Here is a 12,555-nt window from a genome sequence, read left to right as displayed (position 1 = left end):
AGAGAGACGCAGAAAACATGTCCAAGCACACGCTCTCCGTCCTGGTGGAGAACAAGCCGGGCATCCTGGCCCGCATCGCGGCCCTCTTCTCCCGCCGCGGCTTCAACATCGACTCGCTCGCCGTCGGGGTCACCGAGCACGCCGACATCTCCCGCATCACGATCGTGGTGAGCGTCGAGGCCCTGCCGCTCGAACAGGTCACCAAGCAGCTCAACAAGCTCGTCGAGGTGCTGAAGATCGTCGAACTGGAGCCGGGTTCGGCCGTTCAGCGGGAACTCGTTCTGGTGAAGGTGCGCGCCGACAACGAGACGCGCTCCCAGATCGTTGAGATCGTCCAGCTGTTCCGTGCCAAGACCGTCGACGTCTCCCCGGAGGCCGTCACCATCGAGGCCACCGGAAGCAGCGAGAAGCTGACCGCCATGCTCAAGATGCTGGAGCCGTTCGGCATCAAGGAACTGGTCCAGTCCGGCACCATCGCGATCGGCCGCGGCGCCCGGTCGATCACGGACCGCTCGCTGCGCGCCCTCGACCGTTCCGCGTAAGGCTTGTACCCGGCTTGACACGGGCGGCCGACGGCCGTCGGCCGCCCGTATGCCGAGACCCCGAGACTTCCCTTCCGCCCGCCGTCATACGGTGGGACGCAACATCTGCACACCAAGGAGAGAACCCAAAGTGGCCGAGCTGTTCTACGACGCTGACGCCGACCTGTCCATCATCCAGGGCCGCAAGGTCGCGGTCATCGGCTACGGCAGCCAGGGCCACGCCCACGCGCTGTCGCTGCGCGACTCCGGTGTCGACGTCCGTGTCGGTCTGCACGAGGGCTCCCAGTCCAGGGCGAAGGCCGAGGAGCAGGGCCTGCGCGTGGTGACCCCGTCCGAGGCCGCCGCCGAGGCCGACGTCATCATGATCCTGGTCCCGGACCCGATCCAGGCCAAGGTCTACGAGGAGTCGATCGCCCCCAACCTGAACGACGGCGACGCCCTGTTCTTCGGTCACGGCCTGAACATCCGCTTCGGCTTCATCAAGCCCCCGGCCGGCGTCGACGTCTGCATGGTCGCCCCGAAGGGCCCGGGCCACCTGGTGCGCCGCCAGTACGAGGAGGGCCGCGGCGTCCCCTGCATCGTGGCCGTCGAGCAGGACGCCACCGGCAACGGCTTCGCGCTGGCCCTGTCGTACGCCAAGGGCATCGGCGGCACCCGCGCCGGCGTCATCAAGACGACCTTCACCGAGGAGACCGAGACCGACCTCTTCGGCGAGCAGGCCGTTCTCTGCGGCGGTACCTCCGCCCTGGTGAAGGCCGGTTTCGAGACCCTGGTCGAGGCCGGCTACCAGCCGGAGATCGCCTACTTCGAGTGCCTGCACGAGCTCAAGCTCATCGTCGACCTGATGTACGAGGGCGGCCTGGAGAAGATGCGCTGGTCGGTCTCCGAGACCGCCGAGTGGGGCGACTACGTCACCGGTCCGCGGATCATCACCGACGCCACCAAGGCGGAGATGAAGAAGGTCCTCGCGGAGATCCAGGACGGCACCTTCGCCAACAACTGGATGGAGGAGTACCACGGCGGTCTGAAGAAGTACAACGAGTACAAGACCGCGGACTCCGAGCACCTGCTGGAGACCACCGGCAAGCAGCTGCGCAAGCTGATGAGCTGGGTGAACGAGGAGGCGTAAGCCTCAGCGACGGGGCCGGAGCGCACTGCTCCGGCCCCGTTGTCCACCCCGTCGAATCTCGGACGGGTGATCCTTCCGCAGAGGCGCAGGACGACCCCGGCCACGCCACTACACTGCCGTACTACATACGCGTCAGGCCCACAGCGTCGTGCGTCTCCGCGGCTTAGCGACACCGAGGAATGTGCGGCACACCCCCACGCCGCCCGGCACGCACTCTCGCCGCGTCGGTCAAAGGCCCTAGTAGCTGCGCTACGAGGACCTTCGCCCGGCACACCGAGAGCACGCACCGGCTGTCACACGCAGCCGCTGCCGCGGCGGGCGCGGGACCGCACCGCACACTCCTCGGCGCCGCTCCCCCCTCCACCGCCTGCGGCCGTCGGGACGGCCGTCCGCATTGGACCTGTGAGGACTCACGTGAGCTCGAAACCTGTCGTACTCATCGCTGAAGAGCTGTCGCCCGCCACTGTCGACGCGCTGGGCCCGGACTTCGAGATCCGGCACGCCAACGGAGCAGACCGAGCCGAACTGCTCCCCGCCATCGCCGACGTGGACGCGATCCTGATCCGCTCCGCCACCAAGGTCGACGCCGAGGCCATCGCCGCGGCGAAGAAGCTCAAGGTCGTCGCACGAGCCGGCGTCGGCCTGGACAACGTGGACGTCTCCGCCGCCACCAAGGCCGGCGTGATGGTCGTGAACGCCCCGACCTCCAACATCGTGACCGCCGCCGAGCTGGCCTGCGGTCTGCTGATCTCCACCGCGCGGCACATCCCGCAGGCGAACTCCGCGCTGAAGAACGGCGAGTGGAAGCGCAGCAAGTACACCGGCGTCGAGCTCGCAGAGAAGACCCTCGGTGTCGTCGGCCTCGGCCGCATCGGCGCCCTGGTCGCGCAGCGGATGTCGGCCTTCGGCATGAAGGTCGTCGCCTACGACCCCTACATCCAGCCCGCCCGAGCCGCCCAGATGGGCGTCAAGGTGCTGTCGCTGGACGAGCTGCTCGAAGTCGCCGACTTCATCACCGTGCACCTCCCGAAGACCCCCGAGACGGTCGGCCTGATCGGCGACGAGGCGCTGCGCAAGGTCAAGCCGTCGGTGCGGATCGTCAACGCCGCGCGCGGTGGCATCGTCGACGAGGAGGCGCTGTACGCGGCGCTCAAGGAGGGGCGGGTCGCCGGCGCCGGCCTCGACGTGTACGCGAAGGAGCCGTGCACCGACTCCCCGCTCTTCGAGCTGGACCAGGTCGTCTGCACCCCGCACCTGGGCGCCTCCACCGACGAGGCCCAGGAGAAGGCCGGCATCGCGGTCGCCAGGTCGGTCCGCCTCGCCCTCGCCGGTGAGCTGGTCCCGGACGCGGTGAACGTCCAGGGCGGTGTCATCGCCGAGGACGTCAAGCCGGCCCTGCCCCTCGCCGAGCGCCTCGGCCGCATCTTCACCGCGCTCGCGGGTGAGGTCGCGGTCCGCCTCGACGTCGAGGTCTACGGCGAGATCACCCAGCACGACGTGAAGGTGCTGGAGCTGTCCGCGCTCAAGGGCGTCTTCGAGGACGTCGTCGACGAGACCGTCTCCTACGTGAACGCGCCGCTGTTCGCCCAGGAGCGGGGCGTCGAGGTCCGCCTCACCACCAGCTCCGAGGCCACCGACCACCGCAACGTGGTGACCGTGCGCGGCACCCTCTCGGACGGCGAGGAGGTGTCGGTCTCCGGCACGCTGGCCGGCCCCAAGCACATCCAGAAGATCGTCGCGGTCGGCGACTACGACGTCGACCTCGCCGTCGCCGACCACCTGCTGGTCCTGCGCTACGAGGACCGGCCGGGCGTCGTCGGCACCGTCGGCCGCATCCTCGGCGAGGCGGGCATCAACATCGCCGGCATGCAGGTGGCCCGCGCGGCGGTGGGCGGTGAGGCGCTGGCCGTCCTCACCGTGGACGACACGGTCGCCCCGGCCGTGCTGGCCGAGGTCGAGACGGAGATCGGCGCCACGTCGGCCCGCTCCGTCAACCTGGTCTAGCGGTAACGCAGCGAACGCCGGGTGGGCCGACGGAAGTCGGCCCACCCGGCGTTCGTGTGTTCGGTGTCCGCGCGTCCGCCTAGGGCCCTTCTGATGGATCTCCGCGGCGTCGCGACGCCCCGCACGCCGATCGCACGCACCGAACGCCGCGACTCCCACGGAGATCCATCAGAAGGGCCCTAGTCGCCGGCGGAGCGCAGCGTCACCCCCGCTCCCACCGCGGCCGCCACCAGCAGCACCGCCCCCGCGATCGCCGCCCCCTGCATCCCGCTGGTGAACGCCTCCCGCGCCGTGGCCAGCAGGGACTCACCGGCCCGGCCGGGCAACCCCGCCGCCGCGGCGAGCGCGCCGCTCAGCGTCTCGCGGGCGGCCGCCGGAGCCGTGGCCGGCATCTCGTGGCGGTAGACGGCGGTGCCTATCGACCCGAGCACGGCCATGCCGAGCGCCCCGCCGAACTCCGCGCTGGTCTCCAGCAGGGCGGAGGCGGTACCCGCCCGTTCCACCGGTGCCCCGGCCATCGCGAGGTCGGTCAGCTGGGACATGATCGCCACCATCCCGCAGGCGAGCACCCCGGCGCCGGTCAGCACCAGCCACAGCGAGTCGGTGCCGAGGAGGGCGAGCAGGACGAACCCGGCCGCCATCGCCGCGAAGCCGCCCGCGACGACGTACCCGCGGTCCACGCCCCGCTGCACCAGCTGTGCGGTGAGCGGACCGGCGACCCCGATGAACACCGAGGGCACCAGGCTCCACAGCGCGGCGGCGAGCGGGCTCATCCCGAGGACCGACTGGAGGTACTGCGTGGTGAAGATCGCCGAGCCCATCATGGCCAGTGAGGCGACGAGGTTCAGGACCAGCGCCGGGGTGAAGCCGCGGCCCCTGAGCAGCGCGGGCGGGATCAGCGGGGAGCCGGTGGTGCGCTGGCGGTGGACGAAGAGGGCCGCGAAGACCAGGCCGACGGTGACCGAGACGACGTACAGCGGGTGCCAGCCCTCTGAGGGGATCTCCTTGACGCCGTAGATCACGGGGAGCACGGCGGCCATCGAGAGCGGGACGCTCAGCCAGTCGAAGCGGCCGGGGGAGGGGTTGCGGGACTCCGGGAGCAGGACCGGGCCGAGGAGCAGGAGCAGGGCCATCGCCGGGAGGTTGACCAGGAAGACCGAGCCCCACCAGAAGTGCTCCACGAGGATGCCGCTCATCACCGAGCCGAGCGCGATCCCGCCGGTCATCACCCCGGACCACAGGCCGATCGCCTTCGCGCGCTGGCCGGGGTCGGTGAACATCGTGCGCAGCAGGGCCATCGTCGACGGCATCAGGGTCGCGCCGCCGACGCCGAGGACCGCGCGGGCGGCGATCAGGGTGCCGGCGCTGTCGGCGTAGGCGGCGAGCAGCGAGGCGCCGCCGAAGGCCGTGGCGCCGATCAGCAGCAGGCGCCGGCGGCCGATGCGGTCGCCCAGCGCGCCCATCGTCATCAGCAGGCCGGCCAGGACGAAGCCGTAGACGTCCAGGATCCACAGCTGCTGGGTGCCGCTCGGCCTGAGGTCGGCGCCGATCGCCGGGAGGGCGAAGTAGAGGACCGAGACGTCCATCGAGACCAGCAGCAGCGGCAGCATCAGCACGCCGAGCGCGGTCCATTCGCGGCGCCCCGCACCTGCGGGGGCGGTCGTGCTCTTCGGGTTCGTCATGCCGACGAATGTACGGGCGTCTTAAACGCTTGTCTAGAACGCTTGTATGAGTCATGCGTCTAGGACGTCTGTATGGATCCGGGGGTAGGCTGGTCCGCATGGGACACCGTGAGGATCTGCTGGACGGCGCCAAGCGCTGCCTGCTGGAGAAGGGGTTCGCGCGGACGACGGCGCGCGACATCGTCAGGGAGTCGGGGACCAACCTCGCCTCGATCGGCTACCACTACGGCTCCAAGGACGCGCTGCTCGCCCAGGCCTACATCGCCCTGGTGGAGGAGATGTCCTTCGAGGGCGACGACACCGGACTCACCAGCGCGCCCGGCTCGCTCGAACGGTTCCGCGAGGTCTGGTCGAACATCGTCGCCACCATGCGCGAGCCCGGCACGATGTGGCGGCTCAGCGTGGAGGTCGTGGCGATGGGCGACCAGCTGCCCGAGGTGCGCGACCAGCTGGCCCGCGCCCAGCGCGAGGGCGGCCGGGGGCTGACCTCGCTGCTGATGGGCGTGCCGGAGGACGAGGTCTCCGACGAGACCGCCGACACCCTGGGCCGCTTCTGCATGACCCTGATGTCCGGCCTGATCTCCCAGTGGACCTTCGACCCGAAGACCGCACCCGACGGCGACACCCTCACCGAGGGCCTGCGGCAGATCGTGGCGGCCGTCACCCGGGCGTGACCCGCCCGGACCGCGTACGGCGTCAGGACCAGGCGCGACGCAGCCGCCTGTAGCCGCACCTGCTCGCCCCGGTGGTCCGCGAAGTTGTCACTGCTGACGACCCTGGTGCCGAACTCCCTGGCGTGGTCGAGGAGATCGGGGTCCACCTTGTCGACGGCGGCGATCAGGCCGCGGTCCCGCCACTCGCGCAACAAGGCGCCCTCCGCGGGATCGGGGCCCCTCAGGGCAGTCGAGCCCCCTTCAGCGCCATGTGCAGCAGCAGCCGGTCCTCCCCGTCGTCCAGGTCGAGGCCGGTGAGCTGCTCGACGCGGGACAGGCGGTAGTAGAGGGTCTGCCGGTGGATGCCGAGGGTCGCGGCCGTGCGGCCCGCCTGGCCCGCGCAGTCCAGGTAGACCTCGGCGGTCCTGGCCAGTTCGCGGTGGGCCGCGGTGAGCAGTGGGGCCACGGCAGGGTCGCGGGACGCCTCCGGCGGCAGCGCGGTCAGCAGCCGGTAGGGGCCGATGCGCGCCCACTGCGCCACCGGCCCGAACCGGGGTTCCGCCAGCGCGGCGCGGGCGGCCGCGGCGGCCTCCTGCCAGACGGCCCCCAGCTCGGCCAGCCCGGTCCTGGCGTCGCCCACCCCCGCGACCGACGCCGGCACCGCCGGGCCCGCGGCGAACCCCGCCGCCACGGCCGCCGCCGTCCGCGCCCCGGCCCCGCGTGCCGCCGCCGAACGGGCCTGCTGGGCCTCCTCGGCCTCCTTGAGCAGCCGGGCCGCCGCCGCCAGCGCGGGCGCGGCCACCTGGGTGCTGCGCAGCCGGACCAGTACCGCCAGGCTGTGCCCCGTCGCCCCCCACGGCAGGGTGCACAGCGCGGCCGCGTGCGGAACCGTGCGCGGGGACGGGGCGTCGTCCGGGTCGGCGGACGGCCAGGGGGCGACACAGACCAGCGTGTGCGGGCCGTCGCCGCGCGTCCCCAGGGCCGTACGCAGCTCGGCCACCGCCATGTCCTGCTGCCAGCCGCGCTCCGCGACCAGCACCGCCCGCAGCTCCCGGCTCAGCCCCGCCCCGGCCTGCGCCTCGTCCGCGAGCAGCGCGCCGATCCGCCCGGCCACCCCCATGGCCGCGGCCAGCTGGGCGTCCGTCGGGCCGGGATCGCCGTCCAGGAGCCAGACGTACCCGAGGACGACACCCCGATGGCGTACCGGCAGGCAGATCCTGCCCCGGTACACCCCCGCCTCCGGGGTCGGCGGGATCCGGACCGGGCCGGTCGCCCGGGTGATGCCGAAGCCCTCGAACCAGGTACGGACCGCCGCCGTGGAACGCCGGGTCAGGATCGAACGGGTGCGGACCGGGTCCAGCGCGGACGGGTCCAGGTCGCCCTCGCTGTCGTACGCCCCGAAGGCGATCAGCTCGAAGTCGCGGTTCTCCAGGGTCGCGGGGACGCCCAGCAGCTCCGAGATCTCGTCGACCAGCTCCTGGTAGTCACCCTTGAATTCCGACGTCACCCGGGCATTCTCCCGCAATCCGTGGCGGCCTTCATACATCTGTCTGAGATCTCCGGCGGGGATGCGTGACAGCTGTCGATGGCCGACGATCCAAGAGATCCCTACCTTTCACGGTGGTTCCCCTTGCCGTGTCCACATCGTCGGATCGCGGCTTTTCCGGCATGTGTTGTGGAGGTGCCCCGTGCTGGGTCCCGTGATTCTCGCCGCGTCGCGCAGCGACCGGATGCGTCGCCTGATCTCGGCGGCCCCGGTGACGAAGCAGGTCGTCGACCGCTTCATCCCCGGTGAGACGGTCGGTGACATCGTCCCGGTCATCGAAGAGCTCACGGGCCGCGGCCTGGAGCTGACGATGGACGTCGTCGGCGAGGACATCACCAGCCCCGAGCAGGCCGCCGCCGCCCGGGACGCCTACCTGGCGCTCGTCGAGCACCTGCGCACCCTGGGCCTGGGCGAGCGCGTCGAGATGTCGGTCAAGCTGTCCATGTTCGGCCAGGCGCTGCCCGGCGGCCACGAGCTGGCCCTCGCGAACGTCCGGCCCGTCGTCGAGGCCGCCGCCGCCATCGGTACGACCGTCACCCTCGACGCCGAGGACCACACCACCCTCGACTCCATGTTCGCCATCCACGAGGAGCTGCGGAAGGACTTCCCGGGGACCGGCTGCGTCATCCAGGCATACCTCTTCCGCACCGAGTCCGACGCCCGCCGGCTCGCCGCCGCGGGCAGCCGGGTCCGCCTGGTCAAGGGCGCCTACAAGGAGCCCGCCGAGGTCGCCCACCAGCAGAAGAGCGAGATCGACAAGGCGTACGTGCGGATCCTGCGCACCCTGATGGAGGGCGAGGGGTACCCGATGGTCGGCTCCCACGACCCGCGCCTGATCTCCATAGCCCAGGAACTCGCCCGGCGCGCCGGACGCAAGCCCGACGAGTACGAGTTCCAGATGCTGTACGGCATCCGCAGCGACGAACACCTCCGGCTCGCCGCCGAAGGCCACCGGATGCGCGTCTACACCGCGTACGGCACCGACTGGTACGGCTACTTCATGCGCAGACTGGCGGAGAAGCCGGCGAACCTGCGTTTCTTCCTGCGGAGCATGATCACTCGTGACTGATACGACCGACCTGTGCCGCGGCTTCGGCCGGGGGTCCGGGGGTTGTCCCCCGGGAAGGCACAGCATGCGCAGACTGGCGGAGAAGCCGGCGAACCTGCGTTTCTTCCTGCGCTCGATGGTCAGCAAGGGCTGAGACCCCCCTCGACAAGCCTCAACACCCGCTCACGTACAAGGAGTTACGGAACCCATGGACGCTGTGACCCAGGTCCCCGCCCCCGTCAACGAGCCGGTGCACGGCTATGCCCCCGGCTCGGCCGAGCGCACCCGCCTGGAGGCGAAGCTCAAGGAGCTCGCCGAGAACCCGATCGAGCTGCCGATGACCATCGGCGGCGAGAAGCGGCTCGGCGGCGGCGAGCCCTTCCAGGTGGTGCAGCCGCACAACCACAAGTCCGTCATCGGCACCGGCCGTCACGCCACCCGGCAGGACGCCCAGGACGCCATCGACGCCGCCCTCGCCGCCGCGCCCGCCTGGCGCGCGATGTCCTTCGACGACCGCGCCGCGATCATCCTGCGCGCCGCCGAACTGCTCTCCGGCCCCTGGCGCGAGACCCTCGCCGCCTCCACCATGCTCGGCCAGTCCAAGACCGCCCAGCAGGCCGAGATCGACACGCCCTGCGAGCTGATCGACTTCTGGCGGTTCAACGTCCACTACGCCCGCCAGATCCTGGCCGAGCAGCCCCCGGCCAACTCCCCGGGCGTCTGGAACCGCATGGACCACCGCCCCCTGGAGGGCTTCGTCTACGCGATCACGCCGTTCAACTTCACCGCCATCGCGGGCAACCTGCCGACGGCCCCCGCCCTGATGGGCAACGTCGTCGTCTGGAAGCCGTCGCCGACCCAGACCCACGCGGCCGTCCTGCTGATGCGGCTGCTGGAGGAGGCCGGTCTGCCCAAGGGCGTCATCAACCTGGTCACCGGTGACGGCATCGAGGTCTCCGAGGTCGCCCTGAACCACCGGGACCTGGCCGGCATCCACTTCACCGGCTCCACCAAGACCTTCCAGTACCTGTGGAAGACGGTCGGCGCCAACATCGAGAAGTACCGCACCTACCCGCGCCTGGTGGGCGAGACCGGCGGCAAGGACTTCCTCGTCGCCCACCCGAGCGCCGACCGGGCCGTCCTCAAGACCGCCCTGACCCGCGGTGCCTTCGAGTACCAGGGCCAGAAGTGCTCCGCCACCTCCCGCGCGTACATCCCGGCGTCCATCTGGAACTCCGGTTTCCGCGAGGAGTTCGCCGCCGAGGTCGACTACCTGACCATGGGTGACGTCACCGACCTGACGAACTTCATCGGCGCCGTGATCGACGAGCGTGCCTTCGCCAAGAACAAGGCCGCGATCGACCGCGCGAAGACCGACCCGTCCTGCGAGATCGTGGCGGGCGGCTCCTACGACGACTCGGTCGGCTGGTTCGTCCGCCCGACGGTCGTCGTCTGCGACGACCCGGAGAACGAGGTGTTCCGCACCGAGTACTTCGGCCCGTTCCTCGCCGTGCACGTCTACGAGGACGACACGTACGACGAGATGCTGACCCAGATGGAGTCGGTGTCGGACTACGCGCTGACGGGTTCGGTCATCGCCAACGACCGCGCGGCCGCCGCGTACACGATGGAGAAGCTCCGCTACGCGGCGGGCAACTTCTACATCAACGACAAGTCGACCGGTGCCGTCGTCGGCCAGCAGCCCTTCGGCGGTGGCCGGGCCTCCGGCACCAACGACAAGGCCGGTGCCCCGCAGAACCTGCTGCGCTGGACGCTGACCCGGGCGATCAAGGAGACCCTGGTCCCGCCGACCGACTACACGTACCCGCACATGGGCTGACCCCCGCCGTCACTCCACCCGAGCACGGGGCGGGAAGCCTGACCCACGAGCAGGCTTCCCGCCCCGTTCCCACGGCCGGAACAGGGCCCACAGCCCGGCCTGGTCCGAGCTGCCCGGCGCCGCCGACAGGATCACGATCTTCAGTTCCGAATCGCCGTCCGTGAGGACGTCGCAGTCCACCTCCACCGGACCGACCTCCGGATGCTCGACCGTCTTGCGGTCCTCGCGGTGGGCGGCCACCGTGCCGTTCGCCCACAGCCGGGCGAACCGCTCGTTGCCCCCGGCCAGTTCCCGGATCAGCTCGGCCAGCCGGACGTCGTGCGGGAAGCGGCCGGTGGCCCGGCGCAGGTCCGACACGATCGCGAGGTCGGAGTCGTCGCCGTTCGCCACCCGCACCGGCCACGCCGAGAGCCGGGCCGCCTCGCCGCCCACCGGGAACCGCTCGCGGGCGAGGTTGCGCAGCTGGGGCGGTATGTCCGACGGGTCGCCGAGCAGCGCGGCCCAGGCGGGGTTCCAGCACAGCAGCTGCCAGTGCGCGGTGAACACGGCGACCGCGACGTCGCCGAGCCGGTTCAGCACGCGGTGCACGCCCGGCGGGAGGCGGTCGGGGATCGGGCCGTCGTCCGGGGGCAGCAGCCCGGCCATGCGGTAGAGGTGCTCCCGCTCGGTGCGGGTCAGCCGCAGGGCGCGGGCGAGGGCGGCGACCACCTGCCCGGAGGGCGCGGTGGCCCGGCCCTGCTCCAGGCGGACCACGTAGTCGACGGACACCCCCGCGCGGTCGGCGAGTTCCTCGCGGCGCAGTCCCGGCGCGCGCCGGGCGGGGCCGACCGGCAGTCCCAGGTCCGACGGTGACAGTCGCTCCCGCCAGGCCCGGATGGTGGTCCCCAGGTCGGTCGTCGTTTTCCCGGTCATGTCCGCCATCCTGCCTCCTCGGCGATCCTGGTACCGCCGTTCCTACGGTCCGGGCGTCCCTGGCACCGCGTCCGGGCGCCGCGCAGGATCGAGCCATGACCATCACCTTCATCACCGGAGCCAACAAGGGGCTCGGCCGGGAGACCGCCCGCCGTCTCGTCGAGCTCGGCCACACCGTGCTCGTCGGCGCCCGCGACCCGGAGCAGGGCGCCGCCGCGGCGGACGCGCTCGGCGCGCGGTTCGTGCGGATCGACGTCACCGACGACGCCTCGGTCGCCGCCGCGGCCGCCGACGTGGCCGCCCACGAGGGCAGGATCGACGTCCTCGTCAACAACGCCGGTGTCGCCGAACCGGGCGCCGACCCGGCCGGGCTCACCGCCGCCGACGCCCTCGCCGTCTTCGACGTCAACCTCTTCGGCGTCATCCGCACGACCACCGCGTTCCTGCCGCTGCTGCGCGAATCGGCGGACCCGGTCGTGGTCAACGTCAGCAGCGGACTGGGGTCGGTCGCCGTCACCCACGAGCCGGACCGCGTCGAGTCCACCGTCGTGGCACCGCTGTACACCTCCTCCAAGGCGGCCCTGGTCATGCTCACCACCCAGTACGCCAAGGCATTCAAGGACATCCGCGTCAACGCCGTCGACCCCGGCTACACGGCGACCGACCTCAACGCCCACAGCGGTCCGCAGACCGTCACCGAGGGCACCGACGCGATCGTCCGGCTCGCCACCGAACCGGCCGGCGCCGGCACCGGCCGCTTCATCGACCGGCACGGCCCGGTCCCCTGGTAGCCGCCGCGCGGTCCACTGAAAGCCCTGTTCAGGGCCGGATGGCCGGCCCGGCCGTCTCAGATAGTAGGAAGTCCGAGTAATTGTGCAGACAGAAGCGGGCCGCTCCCTTACTTTTGTAGGAGCCGAACGTCTCGCTCGATCAAGCGAATGGCGGTCGTGAGCCGGGCCCCGTGCAGGCAACCCCTGCGGCCCTCGCTCCCCGCCCCTTCCGGCGTCTCGTAACCCCCCTGCCGTACTCCCCGTATGCCGAAGGAGTCGATTCCCATGGCCGAGACGACCGTCCGCCGCCGAGTCCGCCACGTGTCCCGCACGAGCGACTCCGAGCGCAAGAACGCAGCCGCCGCCCTCCAGCGCGCCCTCGACCGTCGTGACAACGGCGGTGAGACCGGGCACTGACCGGCAGCGGCC

General features: G+C 71.3%; 11 protein-coding genes. 8 read left to right on the top strand and 3 right to left on the bottom strand.

The features are described from left to right. Positions 1 to 17 precede the first annotated feature (17 nt). The 3 genes from ilvN to serA all read left to right on the top strand — a co-directional run bounded on the left by ilvN (position 18) and on the right by serA (position 3,675). Positions 18 to 542, top strand: a complete 525-nt coding sequence (gene ilvN / locus AB0958_RS17375; RefSeq protein ID WP_046726929.1) for an acetolactate synthase small subunit — start codon at positions 18 to 20, stop codon at positions 540 to 542. Positions 543 to 672: 130 nt separating this feature from the next. Continuing rightward, positions 673 to 1,671, top strand: coding sequence for a ketol-acid reductoisomerase (ilvC, locus tag AB0958_RS17370; protein WP_366891278.1), 999 nt, complete (start codon positions 673 to 675; stop codon positions 1,669 to 1,671). A 414-nt stretch (positions 1,672 to 2,085) separates the two neighbouring features. After that, on the top strand, positions 2,086 to 3,675 hold the full coding sequence (gene serA / locus AB0958_RS17365) for a phosphoglycerate dehydrogenase (protein WP_366891277.1): 1,590 nt from the start codon (positions 2,086 to 2,088) through the stop codon (positions 3,673 to 3,675). Between the two features lie 179 nt (positions 3,676 to 3,854). On the opposite strand, the gene AB0958_RS17360 is transcribed toward serA, so the two are convergent. Further along, a complete protein-coding gene (locus AB0958_RS17360) occupies positions 3,855 to 5,357 on the bottom strand; it encodes an MFS transporter (protein ID WP_366891276.1) in 1,503 nt (500 codons plus the stop codon). Positions 5,358 to 5,455: 98 nt separating this feature from the next. On the opposite strand from AB0958_RS17360, the gene AB0958_RS17355 reads away from it, so the two are divergent. Continuing rightward, positions 5,456 to 6,031 (top strand): TetR/AcrR family transcriptional regulator, encoded by a 576-nt coding sequence (locus tag AB0958_RS17355; protein ID WP_366891275.1) that lies wholly within the window; start codon positions 5,456 to 5,458, stop codon positions 6,029 to 6,031. 220 nt (positions 6,032 to 6,251) lie between these two features. On the opposite strand, the gene AB0958_RS17350 is transcribed toward AB0958_RS17355, so the two are convergent. Then, positions 6,252 to 7,556 carry a helix-turn-helix domain-containing protein gene (locus tag AB0958_RS17350; protein ID WP_366891274.1) on the bottom strand — a complete coding sequence of 435 codons (1,305 nt, stop codon included), beginning with the start codon at positions 7,554 to 7,556 and terminating at the stop codon, positions 6,252 to 6,254. 142 nt (positions 7,557 to 7,698) lie between these two features. Here AB0958_RS17350 and AB0958_RS17345 point away from each other — a divergent pair, with 142 nt between their 5' ends. Further along, positions 7,699 to 8,625: a proline dehydrogenase family protein gene (locus AB0958_RS17345; protein ID WP_366891273.1), complete on the top strand. Its 927-nt coding sequence runs from the start codon at positions 7,699 to 7,701 to the stop codon at positions 8,623 to 8,625. Positions 8,626 to 8,812: 187 nt separating this feature from the next. Then, entirely contained in the window at positions 8,813 to 10,444 is a 1,632-nt protein-coding gene (gene pruA, locus AB0958_RS17340; RefSeq protein ID WP_366891272.1) for an L-glutamate gamma-semialdehyde dehydrogenase, read from the top strand. Between the two features lie 9 nt (positions 10,445 to 10,453). Here pruA and AB0958_RS17335 read toward each other — a convergent pair whose 3' ends face one another. Next, on the bottom strand, positions 10,454 to 11,356 hold the full coding sequence (locus AB0958_RS17335) for a helix-turn-helix transcriptional regulator (protein WP_366891271.1): 903 nt from the start codon (positions 11,354 to 11,356) through the stop codon (positions 10,454 to 10,456). Positions 11,357 to 11,451: 95 nt separating this feature from the next. Between AB0958_RS17335 and AB0958_RS17330 the strand changes: the two genes are divergently transcribed. Then, positions 11,452 to 12,147 (top strand): SDR family NAD(P)-dependent oxidoreductase, encoded by a 696-nt coding sequence (locus AB0958_RS17330; RefSeq protein WP_366891270.1) that lies wholly within the window; start codon positions 11,452 to 11,454, stop codon positions 12,145 to 12,147. Positions 12,148 to 12,411: 264 nt separating this feature from the next. Further along, on the top strand, positions 12,412 to 12,543 hold the full coding sequence (locus AB0958_RS17325) for a hypothetical protein (RefSeq protein ID WP_132889751.1): 132 nt from the start codon (positions 12,412 to 12,414) through the stop codon (positions 12,541 to 12,543). Positions 12,544 to 12,555: the final 12 nt, after the last annotated feature.

The organism is Streptomyces sp. NPDC006655 (assembly GCF_040703965.1).
Classification (GTDB): Bacteria; Actinomycetota; Actinomycetes; order Streptomycetales; family Streptomycetaceae; genus Streptomyces.
The sequence above is the reverse complement of the archived record's forward strand: the minus strand, read 5'-3'. Positions and strand labels throughout refer to the sequence as shown.

Coding starts and splice junctions, on each gene's coding strand:
- AB0958_RS17335 (WP_366891271.1), bottom strand. CDS start 11,356: ATGACCGGGAAAACGACGACCGACCTGGGGACCACCATCCGGGCCTGG.
- AB0958_RS17355 (WP_366891275.1), top strand. CDS start 5,456: ATGGGACACCGTGAGGATCTGCTGGACGGCGCCAAGCGCTGCCTGCTG.
- AB0958_RS17325 (WP_132889751.1), top strand. CDS start 12,412: ATGGCCGAGACGACCGTCCGCCGCCGAGTCCGCCACGTGTCCCGCACG.
- AB0958_RS17330 (WP_366891270.1), top strand. CDS start 11,452: ATGACCATCACCTTCATCACCGGAGCCAACAAGGGGCTCGGCCGGGAG.
- pruA (WP_366891272.1), top strand. CDS start 8,813: ATGGACGCTGTGACCCAGGTCCCCGCCCCCGTCAACGAGCCGGTGCAC.
- AB0958_RS17350 (WP_366891274.1), bottom strand. CDS start 7,556: ATGTATGAAGGCCGCCACGGATTGCGGGAGAATGCCCGGGTGACGTCG.
- AB0958_RS17360 (WP_366891276.1), bottom strand. CDS start 5,357: ATGACGAACCCGAAGAGCACGACCGCCCCCGCAGGTGCGGGGCGCCGC.
- ilvN (WP_046726929.1), top strand. CDS start 18: ATGTCCAAGCACACGCTCTCCGTCCTGGTGGAGAACAAGCCGGGCATC.